Source organism: Kitasatospora sp. A2-31 (assembly GCF_022288725.1).
Lineage (GTDB): Bacteria > Actinomycetota > Actinomycetes > Streptomycetales > Streptomycetaceae > Kitasatospora.
Window position 1 is genome coordinate 416,683 of record NZ_JAKNTA010000004.1, and the last position, 18,862, is coordinate 435,544.

Consider the following 18,862-nt stretch of genomic DNA (forward strand, 5'->3'; position numbering starts at 1 on the left):
GGGCTACTCTCCAAGCTTCTGGGCGAGCACGGCGGCGATCCGTGCGACGGGCTCCGGCTGGGTCATCGCGCCGTGCTCGCACTCGACGCGGTGGTGCTCGATGCGGCCGTCGACGTACGGCCGCCAGGCCTCCTCGTAGGGCCAGTCCGCGGGCTTGCCGACGGTGGCGCCGAAGAAGACGACGTCCCCCCGGTAGCGGTCCGGCACGTGCTCGGCCATCAGCTTGCGGTGGTGCTCGAAGACGTCGGGCAGGACGGCGGCCGCTTCGCCCAGCAGGGCGGTGAGGTCGGCCTGGCCGCGTCCGTCGGCCGGGTCGTAGCCGAGTGAGGCGAGCAGTTCGGCGAGGGTGTCCACGGGGTCGTCGGAGGGCGCGGCGGGGCGGGCGGGCCGGGCGGCCGGCGCGCCGTCCAGCAGGGCCAGCAGGGCGATCTCGGCGCCCTCGGCCTGGAGCCGGACGGCCATCGCCTGGGCGACCACCGCGCCGAAGGACCAGCCGAGCAGGTGGTAGGGACCGTCGGGCTGGACGGCCCGGATCTGCCGCACGTAGTCCTCGGCGATCTCGGCGACGTCGGCGGGGGAGCCGCCGCGCAGTCCACGGGCCTGGAGACCGTAGACCGGCCGGTCGGCGCCGAGGTGGCGCAGCAGCCCGGAGTAGACCCAGCTGATGCCGGCGGCCGGGTGGACGCAGAACAGCGGGGCCCTGCCGCCGGTGCCGTCACCGCGGGCTGCGCCGGTGCGCAGCGGGAGCAGGACGTCCAGGGCGTCGGCCGCCGGACCGGCGGCGTCGAGGCGGCGGGCCAGGCCGGCCACGGTGGGGGTCTCGAAGAGCGCCCGCATCCCGGGGTCGGCGCCGAGCGTGGCACGGATCCGGCCGAGCAGCTTCATCGCCAGCAGCGAGTGGCCGCCGAGGTCGAAGAAGCCGTCGTCGACGGAGACCGCGGGCAGTGCGAGGACTTCGGCGAAGAGGCCGCAGAGCACTTCCTCGCGGGCGGTCCGCGGGGCCCGCCCGGCGGGCGCGGTGGTGAAGTCCGGTGCGGGCAGGGCACGGTGGTCGACCTTGCCGCTGGCGGTCAGCGGCAGGGCGGCGAGCGGGACGAACGCGGCCGGGAGCATGTACCCGGGCAGCGACTCGGCGGCGAAGGCGCGCAGGTCGGCCGGGTCGAGCGGGCCGTCGGCGACCACGTAGGCGACCAGCCGGGGGCCGGCCGTGCCGTCCTCGCGGGCCACCACGGTGGCGGCCCGGACCAGCTGGTGGCCGGTCAGCACGTGCTCGATCTCGCCGGGCTCGATCCGGAAGCCGCGGATCTTGACCTGGTGGTCGGTGCGGCCGAGGTAGTCGAGGCCGCCGTCCCGGGTGCGCCGGACCAGGTCGCCGGTGCGGTACATCCGGGCGCCGGGCGTGTACGGGTCGGCGACGAAGCGCTCGGCGGTCAGGCCGGGGCGGCCGAGGTAGCCGCGGGCCAGGCCGGCGCCGCTCAGGTAGAGCTCGCCGGGGACACCGGCGGGAACGGGGTCGAGGTGCTGGTCCAGGACGAGGGCGCGGGTGCCGGCCACGGTCCGGCCGAGCGAGGGGCGCTCGGTGTCGGCGAACGGCTGGGTGAGGGCGTCGACCGTGGACTCGGTGGGGCCGTAGAGGTTGTGGCCCGCGGTGTGCGGGGCCTCGCGCAGCCGGGTCCAGAGTGCCTGGCCGACGGCCTCGCCGCCGAGCAGCACCAGCTGCGGCGCCGGGTCCTCCAACAGGCCTTCTTCCAGCAGCAGTTCGGCGTAGGAGGGGGTGACCTCCAGGACGCCGATCCGCTTCGCGCGGACGTGCCCCACCAGCGCGGCGGCGTCGCGGCGGACGTCGTCGGCCACCAGGTGCAGCTCGTGGCCGGCGATCATCCAGAGCAGGCCGTCCCAGGAGGCGTCGAAGCAGAGCGAGGCGGTGAGGGCGACCCTGAGCCGCCCGTGGGCGCGTTCCGCCGCCCCGATCGGGCCGGCCCGGTGGGCGGCGAGCAGCGCGGCGATCGAACCGTGGCCCACCACCACGCCCTTGGGCCGGCCGGTGGAGCCGGAGGTGTAGATCACGTAGGCGGCGTCGGCCGCGGTGGCGCGCGGGGCCGGATCGGACGTCGCGCCGTCGGAGCCGTCGTGGTGGCCGGCGTCGGCCCGGTCGAGGCAGTGGACGGGCAGGCCGTCCAGCAGCTCGGGCAGCGGCCAGCGCTCGTCGGTGAGGACGAGGGCGGGTGCGGCGTCCGCCAGCATGGCGGCGGTCCGGTCGGCCGGGTACTCGGCGTCCAGCGGGAGCGAGGCGGCGCCCGCCTTGAGCACGGCGAGCAGGGCGATCACGGTCTCGGCGGAGCGCGGTAGCGCCAGGGCGACCACCGCGTCCGGGCCGGCGCCCGCCGCGATCAGGCGGTGGGCGAGGCGGTTGGCGCGGGCGTTCAGCTCGGCGTAGGTCAGCGCGGTCGGACCGGAGACCAGGGCGACGGCGTCCGGGGTCCGGGCGGCCTGCGCCTCGAAGGCGGCCGGCAGCAGCGGGGGGCGATCCGGCAGGCCGGCCCCGGGGGCCAGCAGTTCGGCCCGCTCGGACTCGGAGAGCAGGTCGGCCCGCCCGATCGGCTGCGCCGGGTCGGCGGCCACCGCGGCGAGCAGGCGGCCGTACCGGACGGCGATGGACTCGGCGGTCTCCCGGTCGAACAGGTCGGTGGCGAAGTCGATCGCGCACTCCAGGCCGGCGGGGGCGCCGTCGGCGTCGAAGGACTCGCCGATGCCGATGGAGAGGTCGAACTTGGCCGCGTAGCCGCCCACCGGCTCGACCTCGGCCCGCAGGCCGGCCAGGTCGAGCGGCTCGCCGCCGGTGCCGCCCTGGAGCAGCAGCATGACCTGGAAGAGCGGGTGGCGGGCCAGCGAGCGGGCCGGGTTGAGCTCCTCGACCAGCCGCTCGAACGGCACGTCCTGGTGGGCGTGGGCGTCCAGCTGGGTCTCCCGGACCCGGCGCAGCAGCTCGGCGAAGTCCGGGTCGCCGGAGGTGTCGGTGCGCAGCACCAGGGTGTTGATGAAGAAGCCGACCAGGTCGTCGAGTGCCTCGTCGGAGCGGCCGGCGACCACCGAGCCGATCGGCACGTCGGTGCCGGCGCCGAGCCGGGTGAGCAGTGCGGCCAGCCCGGCCTGCAGCGCCATGAACATCGTCACCCGGTGTTCGCGGGCCAGATCGACCAGGGCGCGGTGGAGTCCGGCTCCGAGCGGGACGACGACCCGGTCCCCGCGGTGTCCGCTGTCGGCGCGCCGGGGCCGGTCCACCGGCAGCGCCAGCTCCTCCGGGAGGCCGGCCAGCGCCTCGCGCCAGTAGGCGAGCTGGCGGGAGATCAGACTCTCCGGCTCGGTCTCGTCGCCGAGCAGTTCGCGCTGCCAGAGCGCGTAGTCGGCGTACTGGACCGGCAGCGGCTGCCAGGCGGGCGGCTCGCCGCCGAGGCGGAGCGTGTAGGCCTCGGCGAGGTCGCTGAGCAGCGGGCCCATCGACCAGCCGTCGCCCGCGCTGTGGTGCAGCACCAGGAGCAGCAGGTGCTCGTCGGCGGCGAGCGGGAGCAGGTGGGCCCGGAACGGCAGGTCGGCGGAGAGGTCGAAGGGGAGGCCGGCGCAGTCGGCCAGTGCGGCGGCGAGGTCGGCGGGCGCCTCGGTGCGGCGGTCGAACGGGACGCGGGCCGCGGCGGGTTCGACGATCCGCTGGTGCGGCTCGCCGTCCTGCTCGGCGATCACGGTGCGCAGGCTCTCGTGCCGGGCGGCCAGGTCGTCCAGGGCGGCCGCCAGCGCGTCGGCGTCGAGGGCGCCGGTCAGGCGCAGCGCGAGCGGGAGGTTGTAGAGGGCGCTCGGGCCCTCCATCCGGTCGATCAGCCAGAGCCTGCGCTGGGCGAAGGAGAGCGGCACCCGCTCGGGGCGTTCGGCGGCCGCGGTGAGCGGGAGGCGGGCCCCGGCGCCGTCCAGCCGCTGGGCCAGGCCGGCCACCGTCGGCGCCTCGAAGACGTCCCGGATGTCCAGCTCGGATCCCAGGGCGGTGCGCACCCGGCTGACCAGCTTGATGGCGAGCAGCGAGTGGCCGCCCAGCGTGAAGAAGTCGTCGTCGATGCCGACCGCGGTCAGGCCGAGGACCTCGGCGAAGAGGCCGCAGAGCAGCTCCTCGCGGGCGGTGCGGGCGGCCCGGCCGCCGGCGAAGAGTCCGAAGTCCGGGGCGGGCAGGGCCCGCCGGTCGACCTTGCCGCTGCCGGTCAGCGGCAGTGCGGCGAGGGTGACCACGGCGGCCGGGACCATGTGGCCGGGCAGTGTCTCGGCGGCGAACCGCCTGAGTTCGAGAGCGAGCTCGGGGCTCGGTGCAGCCGTCGCGCAGTAGCCGACGAGCCGGCGGTCGCCGTCGGCCTCGTGCAGCACGACCACCGTCTGGCGGACGGCCTCGTGGCGGGTGAGCACCTGCTCGATCTCGCCCGGCTCGATCCGGAAGCCGCGCACCTTGACCTGGTGGTCGGTGCGGCCGAGGTAGTCGAGGCCGCCGTCCCGGGTGCGCCGGACCAGGTCGCCGGTGCGGTACATCCGGGTGCCGGCCGCGAACGGGTTCGCGACGAAGCGCTCGGCGGTCAGGCCGGGGCGGCCGAGGTAGCCGCGGGCCAGGCTGTCCCCGGCCAGGTAGAGCTCACCGGGGACGCCGAGGGGGACCGGGTTCAGGTGCTCGTCCAGGACGTGGGCGCGGGTGCCGAGCACGGTGTGGCCCAGGGACGGGCGCTCGGAGCCGGCGTACGCCTGGAGCAGGGTGTCGACGGTGCACTCGGTGGGACCGTACAGGTTGTGGCCGGTGGTGTGCGGGGCCTCGCGCAGCCGGGTCCAGAGCGCCTGGCCGATCGGCTCCCCGCCGAGCAGCACCACGCGCGGTGCGGGTGCGTCCAGCAGGCCCTCGGCGATGAGCTGTTCGGCGTAGGACGGGGTGAGGTTGAGGGCGTCGACGCCGACCGCCCGCAGGTGCCGGACCAGGGCCGCCGGATCCCGGCGCAGGTCGTTGCCGATCAGGTGCAGCTCGTGGCCGGCGACCATCCAGAGCAGGCTGTTCCAGGACGCGTCGAAGCAGAGCGAGGCGGTCAGCGCGGCGCGGAGCCGGCCGTGCACCCGCTCGGGCTCGCCGAAGGTCTCGGCCTGGTGCGCGGCCAGCAGCCCGGCGATCGAACCGTGGCTCACCACCACGCCCTTGGGCCGGCCGGTGGAGCCGGAGGTGTAGATCACGTAGGCCGCGTGCGCCGGGCCGACCCGGACCGGGAGCGCGTCGGCGGGCTGCGCCGCCCACAGCTCCTCGTCGGTGCGCAGCACGGGCAGGCCGTCCAGGACGTCCGGCAGCGGCCAGCCGTCGGAGGTGAGCACCGCGGCCGGGCGGGCGTCGGCCAGCATGTGGACGGTGCGCTCGCGCGGGTACTCGGCGTCCAGCGGGAGGAAGGCGCCGCCGGCCTTGAGCACGGCCAGCTGGGCGACCACGGTGTCCACCGAACGGGGCAGGGCGAGCGCGACCACCGACTCCGGACCGACCCCGGCGGCCGCCAGGCCGTGCGCCAGGCGGTTGGCGCGGACGTCCAGCTGGGCGTAGGTCAGTCGGGTGCCCTCGAAGACCAGGGCGGTCAGCTCGGGTGTCCGCGCCACGCGCTCGGCGAAGGCCGCCGGGACCAGCGGCAGGCCGGCCGGCAGCGGCCGGTGGCCGCGCCGCAGGTCGGCGCGCTCGTCCTCGGCGAGCAGGTCGACCCGGCCGATCCGGCGCCCGGGCGCGGCGGCCACGGCGGTGAGCAGGCGCCCGAAGCGGGCCGCCAGCGACTCGGCGGTCTCCCGGTCGAACAGGTCGGTGGCGAAGTCGATCGCGCAGTCCAGACCGGCGGGGGCGCCGTCCGGCCCGAAGAACTCCTCCAGGGTCACGTTGAGGTCGAACTTGGCGACCCCGGTGCCGGCCGGCAGCGCCTCGGCGTGCAGCCCGGCCAGCTCCGACCCGGCCTCGGCGTTGGACTGCAGGACCATGGCCACCTGGAAGAGCGGGTGCCGGGCGAGCGAGCGGGCCGGGTTGAGCTCCTCGACCAGCCGCTCGAACGGCACGTCCTGGTGGGCGTAGGCGCCGAGGCCGGTCTCCCGGACCCGGCCGAGCAGTTCGGCGAAGGTCGGGTCGCCGGAGGTGTCGGTGCGCAGCACCAGGGTGTTGATGAAGAAGCCGACCAGGTCGTCGAGTGCCTCGTCGGAGCGGCCGGCGACCACCGAGCCGATCGGCACGTCGGTGCCGGCGCCGAGCCGGGTGAGCAGCGCGGCCAGCGCGGCCTGGAAGGTCATGAACAGGGTGACCCGGTGCTCGCGTGACAACTCGACGAGCCGGCGGTGCAGTTCGGCGTCGATCGGCAGGGCGACCCGGTCGCCCCGGTGGTCGGAGCGGGTGCCGCGCGGGCGGTCCACCGGGAGCGCGATCTCCTCGGGGAGGCCGGCCAGCGCCTCGCGCCAGTAGGCGAGCTGGCGGGAGACGAGGCTCTGCGGGTCGGTCTCGTCGCCGAGCAGTTCGCGCTGCCAGAGTGCGTAGTCGGCGTACTGGACCGGCAGCGGCTGCCAGGCGGGCGGCTCGCCGCCGAGGCGGAGCGTGTAGGCCTCGGCGAGGTCGCTGAGCAGCGGGCCCATCGACCAGCCGTCGCCGGCGATGTGGTGGAGGGCGACCACCAGCACGTGGTCCTCGGGCGCGATCCGCAGCAGGGTGGCGCGGATCGGCGCCTCGGCGGCGAGGTCGAACGGGCGCCGGGCGAGCCGCTCGACCTCGGCGTCCACCGACTCCGGTGCGCAGTCGAGCAGTTCGACCGGCAGCGCCGCGGCGGGCGGCAGGATCCGCTGGTGCGGCTCGCCGTCGTGCTCGGCGATCACCGTGCGCAGGATCTCGTGCCGGCCGGCCAGGTCGCCGAGTGCGGTGGCCAGCGCGTCGGCGTCGAGGGCGCCGGTCAGCCGCAGCACGAGCGGCATGTTGTAGAGCGCGCTCGGGCCCTCCATCCGGTCGATCAGCCAGAGCCGCTGCTGGGCGAAGGAGAGCGGCACCCGCTCCGGCCGGGCCCGGCCGGCGGCGAGCGGGAGGCGGGCCTCGGCGCCGTCCAGACGCTGGGCCAGGCCGGCCACCGTCGGCGCCTCGAAGACGTCCCGGATGCCCAGCTCGGCGCCGAGGGCCGCGCGGACCCGGCTCAGCAGCTTGGTGGCGAGCAGTGAATGGCCGCCGAGGGCGAAGAAGTCGTCGTCGACGGTGACGCCCTCGACGCCGAGGAGTTCGCCGAAGAGCCCGCAGAGGATCTCCTCGCGCGCCGTGCGGGGGGCCCGGCCGCCGGCTCCCGCGGCGAAGTCGGGGGCCGGCAGCGCGGCCCGGTCGAGCTTGCCGTTCACGGTGAGCGGCAGCTCGGCCAGCACCACCACGGCGGCCGGCACCATGTAGTCGGGCAGGGCGGCGCCGGCGTGGGCGCGCAGCGCGGCCGGATCGAGGTCCGGGGCGCCGACCGCGTAGGCGACCAGCCGGGTACCGGCGGTGCCGTCCTCGTACGGCAGCACGGCGGCCTGCAGGACGCCCGGGTGGGCGGTGAGGACGGCCTCGATCTCGCCGAGCTCGATCCGGAAGCCGCGGACCTTGACCTGGTGGTCGGTGCGGCCGAGGAACTCGATCTCGCCGTCGGGGCGGCGCCGGACGAGGTCGCCGGTGCGGTACATGCGGGTGCCGGCCGCGAACGGGTCCGCGACGAAGCGCTCGGCGGTCAGTGCGGGGCGGCCCAGGTATCCGCGGGCCAGGCCGGCACCGCTCAGGTAGAGCTCGCCGGCGACACCGGCGGGCACCGGCCGCAGGGCGGCGTCCAGGACGTGGGCCCGCAGGTTGGGCAGCGGGCGGCCGATCAGCGGGCGCCCGGCGTCGGCCAGCCGGTGGAACACCGCGTCGACGGTGCACTCGGTGGGGCCGTACATGTTGAGCGCCACGGTGTCCGGGGCGGCGGCCAGGGCGGTCCACAGGGCCTGGCCGACGGCCTCGCCGCCGACCATCACCAGCGCGGGCCGGCAGCAGGTCAGCAGGCCCTCCTCGACCAGCCGCTCGGCGTGGCCGGGAGTGAGGTCGAAGACGTCGACGCCGTGCCGCTCGGCGTGGCGTACGACGGCGGCGGGGTCGCGGCGCAGCTCGTCGTCGAGCAGGTGGAGCTCGTGCCCGGCGACCATCCAGAGCAGCGATTCGAGCGCGGTGTCGAAGGACAGCGAGCCGACCTGGGCGAACCTGAACCGGCGGCCCGGGTGGGCCCGTTCGGCGGCGCCGACGGTCTCGGCGCGGTGGAAGGCGAGCAGGTTGGCCAGGCCGCCGTGGCGGACCACGACGCCCTTGGGGCGGCCGGTGGAGCCGGAGGTGTAGATGACGTAGGCGGCGTGGTCGGGCCCGATGCGCACCGACGGGGCGCCGGCCGGCCGGTCGGCCCGGTCGTCGGCCCGGTCGTCGGCGCGGTCGTCGGCGCGGAGCACGCGCAGGCCGGCCAGGACGTCGGGCAGCGGCCAGCCGTCGGTGGTGAGGACGGCGGCCGGGCGGGCGTCGGCCAGCATGTGGGCGATCCGGTCCCGCGGGTACTCGGCGTCCAGCGGCAGGAAGGCGGCGCCGGCCTTGAGCACGGCGAGCACCGCGACCACCGACTCGGCCGAGCGGGGCAGTGCCAGGGCGACCACGGCGTCCGGGCCGACCCCGGCGGCCGCCAGGCCGTGCGCCAGGCGCTCGGCCCGGGCGTCCAGCTCGGCGTAGGTCAGCCGGGTCTCCCCGAAGACCAGGGCGACGGCCTCGGGCGTGGCGGCCGCCTGGGCGGCGAAGGCGGCCGGGACGAGGGTGCCGGCGCCCGGCCGGTCGGTGTCGTGCCAGCGGGCCAGGGCGGCCCGGCCGTCCTCGTCCAGCACCTCCAGATCGGCGACCGGGCGGTGCGGGTCCGCGGCGACCTGGCGCAGGATCAGGTCGAGGGCGGCGGCGAGCCGCTCGGCGGTGCTCCGCTCGAACAGGTCCGTGGCGAATTCGAGGCCGCCCTCCAGGCCGGCCGGGGAGCCGTCCGGGTGGTGCCGCTCGGAGAGGTTGAGGGTGAGGTCGAAGGCGGTGGTGGGCAGGCCCAGCGGCTCGTACGCGGCGCGGGTGCCGGGGAACTCCGGGCCGCCGGCGGCGGTGTTGTCGAAGGCGATCATCACCTGGAAGAGCGGGTGCCGGGCCAGCGTGCGGGCCGGGTTGAGCTCCTCGACCAGCCGCTCGAACGGCACGTCCTGGTGCGCGTAGGCGGCCAGGTCGGCCTCCCGGACCCGGCCCAGCAGCTCGGCGAAGGCCGGCCGGCCGGACAGGTCGGTGCGCAGCACCAGGGTGTTGGCGAAGAAGCCGACCAGCTCGTCCAGGGCCTGGTCCAGCCGGCCGGCCAGCGGGGTGCCGATCGGCAGGTCCTCGCCGGCGCCGAAGCGGTGCAGCAGGGTGGCGAAGGCGGCCTGGAGCACCATGAACAGCGTCACCCCGTGCTCGGCGGCCAGCGCGGCCAGCCGGGCGTGCAGGGCCTCGTCCAGCTCCAGCGGGACGACGTCGCCGCGGTGCGAGGCGACCGGCGGACGGGGGCGGTCCAGCGGCAGCGCCAGCTCGTCCGGCAGGCCGGCCAGGGCCTCGCGCCAGTGGGCGAGCTGGCCGCCGAGCAGGCTCTGCGGGTCGGAGTCCGCGCCCAGCAGCCGGTGCTGCCAGAGGGTGTAGTCGGCGTACTGCACCGGCAGCGGCTGCCACGCCGGCCGCTCGCCGCCCAGCCGGGCCGTGTAGGCGTCGGCGAGGTCGCGGAACAGCGGGCGCAGCGACCAGCCGTCGCTGGCGATGTGGTGCATCACCAGGAGCAGGACGTGCTCGTCCGGACCGACCGGGCGCAGGTAGGCGTGCAGCGGGACGTCGACGGCCAGGTCGAAGGTGTGGCCGACCAGCTCCGCGGCCGGGCGGTCGGTGACGGTGAGCAGCGGGGCGGGCGGAGCGGCCAGCACCCGCTGGTACGGGACGCCGTCGTGCGCACCGAATACGGTGCGCAGGCTCTCGTGCCGCCCGACCACGTCGCCGAGGGCGCGTTCGAGGGCGGCGGCGTCGAGCGGGCCGGTCAGCCGCAGCGCGAGCGTGACGTTGTAGGTCGCGGCCGGCCCCTCGGCCTGGCCGAGGAACCAGAGCCGGCGCTGGGCGAAGGAGAGCGGCAGCCGCTCGGGCCGGGGCTCGGGGCGCAGTGCCGGGCGGGCCGGCCCGGTGGAGAGCCGGGCGGTGAGGGCGGCGACGGTCGGGGCCTGGAAGAGGTCGGCGATGGCCAGCTCGGCGCCGAGTTCGGCGCGGGCCCGGCCGACCAGCCGGGTGGCGAGCAGGGAGTGGCCGCCCAGCTCGAAGAAGTCGTCGTCGATGGTGATGCCCTCGATGCCGAGGATCTCGCCGAACAGCTCGCACAGGGCGCGCTCGCGCTCGTCGCGCGGGGGGCGGCCGGTCGAGTCTCCGCCGAGGTCGGGGGCGGGCAGGGCCCGGCGGTCGACCTTGCCGTTGGCGTTCAGCGGCAGCGCCGGCAGCACCACCACGGCGGCGGGGACCATGTAGCCGGGGAGTGTCCGGGCGGCGAACTGCCGCAGCTCGGCGGCGAGTCCGGGGTCGTCGTCCGCGGCCGCGCAGTAGCCGACCAACCGGGTGTCGCCGGGCCGGTCCTCGCGGGCGACGACGATGACCTGGCGGACTGCGGGGTGGCCGGAGAGCGCGGCCTCGATCTCGCCGAGCTCGATCCGGAAGCCGCGCACCTTCACCTGGCCGTCGATCCGGCCGAGGAACTCGATCGCGCCGTCCGCGCGGCGGCGCACCAGGTCGCCGGTGCGGTACATCCTCCCTCCTTGCCCGCCACCGGGCAGGAGGGGCCCACCTCCTTGCCCGCCACCGGGCAGGAGGGGCCCACCTCCTTGCCCGCCACCGGGCAGGAGGGGCCCACCTCCCGGCGCGTAGGGGTCGGCGACGAAGCGCTCGGCGGTCAGCCCGGGCCGGCGCCAGTAGCCGCGGGCCAGGCCCGCCCCGGCGACGTACAGCTCGCCGGGCACGCCGGGCGGCACCGGCCGCAGCCGGGCGTCCAGGACGTAGGCCCGCATGTTGTCGAGCGGCCCGCCGATCGGGGCCCGGGGGCCGGCCAGGTCGGCGGGGACGAGGTGGTGGTGGGTGGCGAAGGTGGTGGCCTCGGTGGGGCCGTAGACGTGGGCGAGCAGGAGGTCCGGGCAGTGGTCGAGGACCCGCTGCATCAGGGTGCCGGAGGCGGCCTCGCCGCCGGTCAGCACCACCCGCAGGGCGCGGAAGGTCTCCGGGGCCTGCTCGGCGACCAGGTCGAAGAGCGCCTTGGTGAGGAAGACCGCGGTGACGCCGTGCCGCGTCGCGACCGCGTGCAGCGCGGCGGCGTCCAGCCCGCCGGGCGGGGCGACGACCACGGTGTCGCCGGCGAGCAGCGGCGTCCACAGCTCGTACGTGGCGGCGTCGAAGGCGTGCGGGGAGTGCAGCAGGATCCGCTCGTGCCGGCCGTCCTGCCAGCGGCGGTCGGCGGCCAGGTCGACCACGTCCCGGTGCCGGACGGCGACGCCCTTGGGGGTGCCGGTGGAGCCGGAGGTGAACATCACGTAGGCGAGCCGGTCGGGGTGGACGGGCAGGCCGGGGTCGTGCCCCGGCGCGCCCGCCTCGTCGCCGGGGCGGACCACGGCGGCGGCGTGCGGGAAGCCCGGGTCGGCCCGGTCGGTGAGCAGGACGGGGGCGTCGGTGTCGGCGAGCAGCGCGGCCATCCGCTCGGGCGGCAGGCTCGCGTGCATCGGGACGTAGCAGCCGCCGGCCTTGAGCACCGCAAGGGTGGCGACGACCAGCTCGACCGAACGCTCCATCAGCAGCGCGACCGGGCTCTCCGGGCCGACGCCGCAGGCGATCAGGTGGTGCGCGAGCCGGTTGGCGCGGGTGTTGAGCTCGGCGTAGCCGACCGTGCCGCCGTCGTGGACCAGCGCTGCCGCGTCCGGGGTGCGGGCCGCCTGCGCCTCGAACAGCTCGGGCAGCGAGCCGGGGCGCAGCGGCGCCGCGGTGGCGTTCCACTCGTCCAGGATGCGGGTCCGCTCCTCGGCGCCGAGCACCTCCAGGGCACCGATCGGGGCCTGCGGGTCGGCGGCCGCGGCCGCCAGCAGCCGGCCGAACCGCTCGAAGAGGGCGGTGACGGTGGCCCGGTCGTACAGGTCGGCCGCGTACTCGACCGAACCGGTGAGGCCGGCCGGGGTGCCGTCGGCGGCGCGCTGCTCGGTGATGCCGATGTTCAGGTCGAACTTGGCGACCCGCAGGCCCAGCGGCTCGGACTCCGACTCCAGCCCGGGCAGGCCGAGTTCGCCCTCCTCGTGGTTCTGCAGCACGAGCAGGGTCTGGAACAGCGGGTGGCGGCCGAGCGCGCGGGCCGGGTTGACCTCCTCGACCAGCCGCTCGAACGGCACGTCCTGGTGGGCGAACGCGTCCAGCTGCGCCTCCCGGACCCGGTCGACGAGTTCGGCGAAGGACGGGTCGCCCGAGGTGTCGGTGCGCAGCACCAGGGTGTTGACGAAGAAGCCGACCAGGTCGTTCAGCGCCTCGTCCGAGCGGCCCGCCACGCCGGTGCCGAGCGGGATGTCGGTGCCGGCGCCGAGGCGGGTGAACAGGGCGGCCAGGCCGGCCTGGAGGACGGCGAACAGGGTGCAGCGGTGCCGGTGGGCCAGGCCGAGTAGGGCGGCGTGCAGCTCCGGTCCGTACGCGAAGGCCACGGCGTCCGCGGCGCCGCTCGGGGCGGGCGGCCGGGGGCGGTCCACCGGCAGCTCCAGCTCCTCCGGCAGGCCGGCCAGGGCTTGCCGCCAGTAGTCGAGTTGACGGCTCAGCAGGCTGTCCGGATCGGCTTCGTCGCCGAGCAGGTCGCGCTGCCAGAGCGCGTAGTCGGCGTACTGGACCGGCAGCGGCTCCCAGTCGGGGGCGGTGCCGGCCAGCCGGGCCCGGTAGGCGGTGGCGAGGTCGCGCAGCAGCGGGCCGAGCGACCAGCCGTCGCCGGCGATGTGGTGGAGCACGACGAGCAGCACGTGCTCGGCCGGTGCGAGCGAGAAGACCGTGACCCGGATGGGCAGTTCGGCGCTCAGGTCGAAGGTGCGGGCGGCGGCCCGGTCCCGCAGGGCGGGGTAGTCCGCCGGCGTGCAGTCCACCGTCTCGAAGGAGGGCTGCGCCTGCGCGGACGGCAGGATCCGCTGCACCGGGACGCCCCCGTCCACCGGGAACACCGTCCGCAGGGCCTCGTGCCGGTCGACCACGTCCGCCGTCGCGGCGCGCAGCGCGGCGGTGTCGAGCGGACCGCGCAGGCGGACCGCGAACGGCAGGTTGTAGAGCGCGGTCGGTCCTTCGATCTGGTCGATCAGCCAGAGACGCTGTTGTGCGTACGAAACCGGGATCACGGTGCTTCCTCTGCTCACGTCACGGCGCGGTTGGTGGTGGGGCGTCAGGCGGGCACTGCCGTGGGCAGCACGGTGGGGCGGCAGTCCAGGACGTCGACCGGGCGCCCCATCGCGACGGCGATCCTCCGGTCGCCGCGGTACGGGTCGCGGCCGTGCGCGCAGAGCACGTTGTCGACCAGCATCACGTCGCCGACCTGCCAGGTCTCGCGGACGGTGGCGGCCTCGTAGGCGGCGTTCAGCGCGTCCACGTCCTCCCGGGTGAGCGGCTCGCCGTCCCCGAAGCCGGTGTTGAACGGCAGGCCGTCCGGGCCGAACTCGTCGACCATGGCCTCCCGGATGTCCGGGTCCAGCGACCACTCGTTCCAGAAGGCGAGGTGGTTGAACCAGACCTCCTCGCCGGTCTGCGGGTGGTGGATGGTGGCCGGCCGCAGCTGGCCGGTGCGAAGGTTGCCGTCCGGCTGCCACTGCCAGGAGATGCCGTTCTCCTTGCAGTACAGCTCCACCTCGGCTCGGTCCTCGGTGCCGAAGGCGGTCCGCCAGCCGAGCGAGACGTAGTCCGAGTAGTTGCGGGTGAGCGTCCAGCCGGACGACCGGCCGCGGGCCGCCAGGTGCGCCGGCAGGTGGGCCAGGACCTTGCGGACGTCGGCCGTCGGGGTGGCCCCGCCCTCTTCGGGGGCGGTCAGGCAGGCGAAGAGCAGCCTGCCGGGGAAGGTCAGGGTGTAGCTGTTCTCGTTGTGCATCCGGATCGACTGGGCCGGCGGCAGGTCGGTGGACGAGAAGACGCCGTGGCCGAAGTCGCTGCGCGGGGTGGCCTTCTCCCGGTACGGGGTGGGCTCGGGGATCAGCACGTCGCGGACGGCGGCGACGTCCTCGGTGGAGGCCACCGGCAGACCACGCAGGAAGATCGTGCCGTGTTCGTGGAGCGCGGCGGTCAGCTCGGCCTCGTTCTCCCGCAGCCAGGCGCAGCCCTCGGCGAGGCCGGCGCCGGCCGGCACCTGAGTGAGGGCGGGGCGGCCGGGGGTCAGCTCCCAGGTCGGCATCGCGGGCTCACCGGTCCAGGGTGGCCAGCAGGCCGGCCGGGCGGATGTCGGTCCAGTTGGTCTCGATCCAGTCGAGGCACTCCTGGCGGGACGCCTCCCCGTGGACGCTGGTCCAGCCGGCCGGCACGTCGATCCAGACCGGCCAGAGCGAGTGCTGGTTCTCGTCGTTGACCAGCACCAGGTAGCCGGCGTTGTCGTCCTCGAACGGGTTGGTCATGGTGCTCTCCTCGGTGTGGTGTGGACCGGTGGGGCGCGTCCCCCGGTGTGCTTCGAAGCTATCGGCGGCGCAGCGGCCGCAGCGGCACAAGGCCCGGCAGGTGGGCGGCAGTTAGCGCCTGCCGGTGCACGCGGTCAGCGCGGGGTGAGGCGGACCGGGAAGCGGTCCAGGCCGAAGTTGATGATCGAGCGGTTGTACTCGACCGGACCGGCCGGCTCGATGGCGGCTGCCTTCTCCAGGGCCGCCGAGTACAGCGCGCTCAGCTCGGCCTTGGCCAGCGGTGCGCCGATGCAGTAGTGGGCGCCGAGCCCCAGCGCCAGGTGCTTGTTGGGCGAGCGGTCGAGCAGGATCTCCTCGGGCCGGTCGAAGGCCTCCGGGTCCCGGTTGGCCGACCAGACCCAGACCGCCACCCGGTCGCCGCGGCGGATCTGCCGCCCGGCCAGCTCGACGTCCCGGCTGGCGGTGCGCAGCGTGTGCAGCCCCACCGAGGTCCACCGCAGCAACTCGTCCACGGCGGAGTCCATGTCGACCTCGCCCTGCTGGAGCCTGCGCCACAGGTCCGGGCGCTGGACGAGGGTGTGCAGGCCCATCGCGGCGGTGTGGCGGACCGTCTGGACGCCGCCGACCACGATGTTGTCCAGGTTGAGCACGACGTCCTCGACCGGCAGCAGCCGGCCGTTGACCTTGTAGGTCGCCATCATCGAGATCAGGTCGTCACGCGGGTCGCTGCGGCGCAGCATCACCTGGTGCAGCAGGTACGGGATGAGCTGCTGGTGGCCGGCCCGGCGCTCCTCGGGGGTACGGCCGAGGAAGGCCACGTCGCAGACCCGGACCACCATGTCGCGGTCCTTCTCGGGCACGTCCAGCAGGTCGCACATGACCGCCAGCGGCAGTGCGGAGACCACGTCGACGAGGTCCACCTCGCCCTGCTCGACGGCCCGGTCGAAGAGCTCGCCGGCCCGCTCGGCGATCGAGCGGGCGGCGCCGCGCACCCCGCCCTTGGAGAAGAACGGGTTGGCGGGGGCGCGCAGTTCGCGGTGCCGCGGCGGGTCGGTGAGGGCCATCATCCGGCCCGAGCCGACCGGCACCTTGCCCTGGCCCGAGCCCAGCAACGAGCCGGACTCCGAGCTGAACACGGCGGCGTTGCGCAGCACGTCCGCGGACTCGCGGTAGGTCAGCACCGACCAGACCGGGCCGTCGTCCACGGTCTCGGTGCGGTGGACCGGGGCGGTCCGGCGCAGTTCGGCGACCAGCGCCGGGGTGTCGGGGCGGGCCCACAGGGCCGGGTCGGTGAGGTCGACGGAGGTGGTGGTGGTCGTCAAGACTGCTCCCTGGGGGTGGCCTCGGGCCCGCGCCCGAGGGTCGGAGTGGGCGGGGTGGGGCCGGGCCGGGTGCGGTCGGCCCTCATGGGCGGGGCCGGACGGCGGGCCGCAGCGGTGGCCGGGCCGGCGCCGGCGCGCGGACCCGGTCGGCCGCGGGCCGGGGCGGGGCGGCGGCCAGCAGCGAGGACAGCAGGGCCACCGGGCCGGGCCGGTCGACGGTGGCCAGCAGGTGCCCGCCCGGCAGGACGTGGTGGCCGAACGCCCCGCCGGTGAAGGCGGCCCAGCCGGTGAGGTCGGTGGTGCCGAGCATCGGGTCGTCGGCGCCGGCCAGCGCGTACAGCGCGGAGCCGATCGGCGGGTGCGGGCGGTGGCGGAAGGTGGCGCTGACCGCGAGGTCGGTGCGGATGCCGGACAGGGCCAGCTCGACCAGGTCCGGATCGGCCCGGACCAGCTCCTCCAGGCCGGTGAGGCGCAGGAGTTCGACGGCGTCGAGGTCCTTGCTCTCCCGCTCGGCCCACTCCGCGGGGCAGGGCGCGCCGGCGGCGACCACCAGGTCGGGGCGCCGGTCGGCGGGCAGCGCGCGGGCCACCTCGTAGGCCAGCAGGGCGCCGAAGCTCTGCCCGTAGAAACCGAACCGGCCGCCGGCCAGGTGCGGGGTGATCGCCTCGACGACCGCCGCCACCAGGGCGGCGAAGTCCGGCGGCATCCGGTCCCGGCTGCGGCCGCCGCGGGCCGGCGGGCGCAGCGCCCAGACCTCGGCGGCGGGTGCGAGCGCCCGGGCCAGCGGGGTGAAGGCGGTGGCGTCGCCGCCGGCGTGGGGGAAGCAGAACAGCCGTGGCGGGCGGTGGGGTTGGGGCGCGGGGACGAGGAACCAGTCGCCCTCGATCCGCGGCCGGGCGGCCGGGCGGGCGGCGGTCGCGCTCATCGGGCGGCCCGGCGGGCGGTCAGGGCGGGTCGCGGCGCGGCCGGGCCGGCCTCGGCGGCCAGGCGGACGGCGGCGGTGAAAGCGGCCAGGTCGGCGGCGTCCAGCAGGTGCCGCAGCTGGAGCTCGACGTTCAGCTTGCGGCGCAGCAGGTGGACGACGCGCAGCGCGGCGAGCGAGTGGCCGCCGAGCGAGAGGAAGTCGTCGGTGGGCTCGACCGCGGGGACGCCCAGCACGGTCCGCCAGACCTCGGCGACCTGCTCCTCGACGCCGCCGGCCGGCGCGGCCTCCGCGGCGGCGGCCGGGGCGGGCAGCGCACGGTGGTCGACCTTGCCGTTGGGGGTGAGCGGGAGGGCGTCCAGCACGGTGACGGTGGCCGGCACCAGGTGGGCGGGCAGCGTCCGGCGCAGCGCGGCGAGCAGCGCGGCGGCGTCGGCCCCGGATCCGGCGGTGGTGACGACGTACCCGGCCAGCCGGAGGTCGCCGGGGGCGGCCTCGTGCACGGTGACCGCCGCCGCGGACACCCCGTCCAGGGCGGCCAGGGCGTGCTCCACCTCGCCCGGCTCGATCCGGAAGCCGCGCAGCTTGACCTGGCGGTCGACCCGGCCGACGTACTCCAGCAGGCCGTCCGCGGTGCGGCGCGCCCGGTCGCCGGTTCGGTACATCCGGCTGCCCGGCGTGAACGGGTCGGCCACGAAGCGGCCGGCGGTCAGGCCCGGGTGGCCCGGGTAGCCGTGCGCCACGCCCGGCCCGGACAGGTACAGTTCGCCGACCGTGCCGGGCGCGGTGACCGGTGCCAGCCGGTCGTCCAGCAGGTGGGCGCGGACGCCGGGCAGCGGCTCGCCCAGGTGCGGGCCGGGGCCGGTGATCGGGGCGGTGATCGCGTCGACGGTGCACTCGGTGGGCCCGTACAGGTTGAGCGCGTCGATGCCGGTGTCGGCCAGCTCGCGCCAGGTCCGCTCGGGCACCGGCTCACCGCCCATGAACAGGCGCGGCACCCGGGCACCGGCCAGCGGCTCGCGCAGCAGCTGCCAGTGCGAGGGGGTCAGGTCGAGGTCGGTGACGCCGTGCTCGGCCAGCAGGACGGCCAGCCGGGCCGGGTCGGCCCGGCGGGCGTCGTCGATCAGCACCAGCGTGTCGCCGCGGCAGATCCGGACCCACTGCTGGACGGAGGCGTCGAAGGAGACGCTGGCGTTCCAGCCGACCACGGCCGGCTCCGGGCGGTAGGCGCCGCTGCGCTCCAGCGCGGCGGCCAGGTGGGCGACGGCGCCGTGCGGCACCTCGACGCCCTTGGGACGGCCGGTGGAGCCGGAGGTGTAGATGACGTAGGCGGAGTCGAGCGGGTCCGGGGCGAAGTCCGCGTCACCGGAGGCCGCGGCCTCGCCGTCCGCCGCCCCCGCCCCGGCGTCCGCCGCCCCGGCGTCCGGGCGGAGCACCGGGACACCGGCCGGTACGGGCGGCGCGGCGTCGGTGCTGACGACGGCCGCGAGGCCGGCGTCGGCGGCCATGAAGGCGATCCGCTCGGCCGGGTAGGCCGGGTCGAGCGGGACGTACGCGGCGCCGGCCCGCCAGGCGGCGAGCAGCGCGACCGGCAGATCGGCGGTGCGGGCCAGGTGGATGCCGACCCGGTCGCCGCGCCGCACGCCCCGGGCGCGCAGGGCGCGGGCGAGGGCGGCGGTCCGCCGGTCCAGGGCGGCGAAGTCGAGGCTGCCGTCGACGGCGTGCACGGCCGGCCGGTCGGGATGGGCGGCGACGGCGGCGCGCAGGCGGGTGAGCAGGTCGGCGGGGGCCGCCGCGGGGGTGGTGGGCTGGACGGTGGCGGCCGGTTCGGCGGTGGTGGTCATGCGGGGGTGCTCCTCGGTCGGGATGGGTGGTGGCGCGTCGGGGCCGA

Annotated in this window: 6 protein-coding genes; all 6 read right to left on the reverse strand. The window is 76.3% G+C overall.

Translation table 11 applies throughout. The features are described 5' to 3' along the window. Positions 1-3: 3 nt before the first annotated feature. Positions 4-13,470: a non-ribosomal peptide synthetase gene (locus MCM47_RS14055; RefSeq protein WP_238861903.1), complete on the reverse strand. Its 13,467-nt coding sequence runs from the start codon at positions 13,468-13,470 to the stop codon at positions 4-6. 44 nt (positions 13,471-13,514) lie between these two features. Then, a complete protein-coding gene (locus tag MCM47_RS14060; protein WP_238861904.1) occupies positions 13,515-14,510 on the reverse strand; it encodes a TauD/TfdA family dioxygenase in 996 nt (331 codons plus the stop codon). 7 nt (positions 14,511-14,517) lie between these two features. Then, the gene (locus tag MCM47_RS14065) at positions 14,518-14,727 is read right to left on the reverse strand and encodes an MbtH family protein (RefSeq protein ID WP_238861905.1); all 210 of its coding nucleotides are present in this window, start codon (positions 14,725-14,727) and stop codon (positions 14,518-14,520) included. Positions 14,728-14,861: 134 nt separating this feature from the next. Further along, complete coding sequence (locus MCM47_RS14070) at positions 14,862-16,049, reverse strand: cytochrome P450 (RefSeq protein ID WP_238861906.1); 1,188 nt, start codon at positions 16,047-16,049, stop codon at positions 14,862-14,864. A gap of 82 nt (positions 16,050-16,131) precedes the next feature. Then, a complete protein-coding gene (locus MCM47_RS14075) occupies positions 16,132-16,974 on the reverse strand; it encodes a thioesterase II family protein (RefSeq protein WP_238861907.1) in 843 nt (280 codons plus the stop codon). Further along, a complete protein-coding gene (locus MCM47_RS14080) occupies positions 16,971-18,815 on the reverse strand; it encodes a non-ribosomal peptide synthetase (RefSeq protein ID WP_238861908.1) in 1,845 nt (614 codons plus the stop codon). Before MCM47_RS14080 ends, MCM47_RS14075 begins: the two co-directional genes overlap by 4 nt. Positions 18,816-18,862: the final 47 nt, after the last annotated feature.